This is a genomic window from Acuticoccus kandeliae (assembly GCF_003073115.1).
This window is the reverse complement of the sequence record NZ_QBBV01000094.1, coordinates 1-372: the sequence shown is the minus strand read 5'-3', so window position 1 is coordinate 372 and position 372 is coordinate 1. Positions and strand designations below refer to the sequence as shown.

Annotated in this window: 1 protein-coding gene; it reads right to left on the bottom strand. The window is 64.5% G+C overall.

The window, feature by feature from the left end:
• Positions 1 to 372: cytochrome b N-terminal domain-containing protein (locus DBV35_RS29460; protein WP_205648949.1), on the bottom strand; the 372-nt coding region annotated here is incomplete at both ends.

Genomic DNA, 372 nt, shown 5'->3' with positions numbered 1-372 from the left:
GCCCAGCAGGATCAGCACGACGCCGATGGTCCAGTTGGCCTCGCGCGGCTTGCGGAACGCGCCGGTGAAGAACACCCGGAACATGTGGATGATCATCGCCGCGACGAACAGCAGCGCCGCCCAGTGGTGCAGCTGACGCATGAACAGCCCACCACGGACCTCGAGCGAGATCTCCAGCGCCGACTCGTAGGCCCGCGACATGTGGACGCCGCGCAGCGGGTCGTACGGCCCGTTGTAGACCACCTCCTGCAGGGAGGGGGCGAAGAACAGCGCCAGGTAGGTGCCGGTCAGCAGCACGATGATGAAGCTGTACAGGGCGATCTCGCCCAGCATGAACGAACAGTGGGTCGGGAAGACCTTGTTGAACTGCTT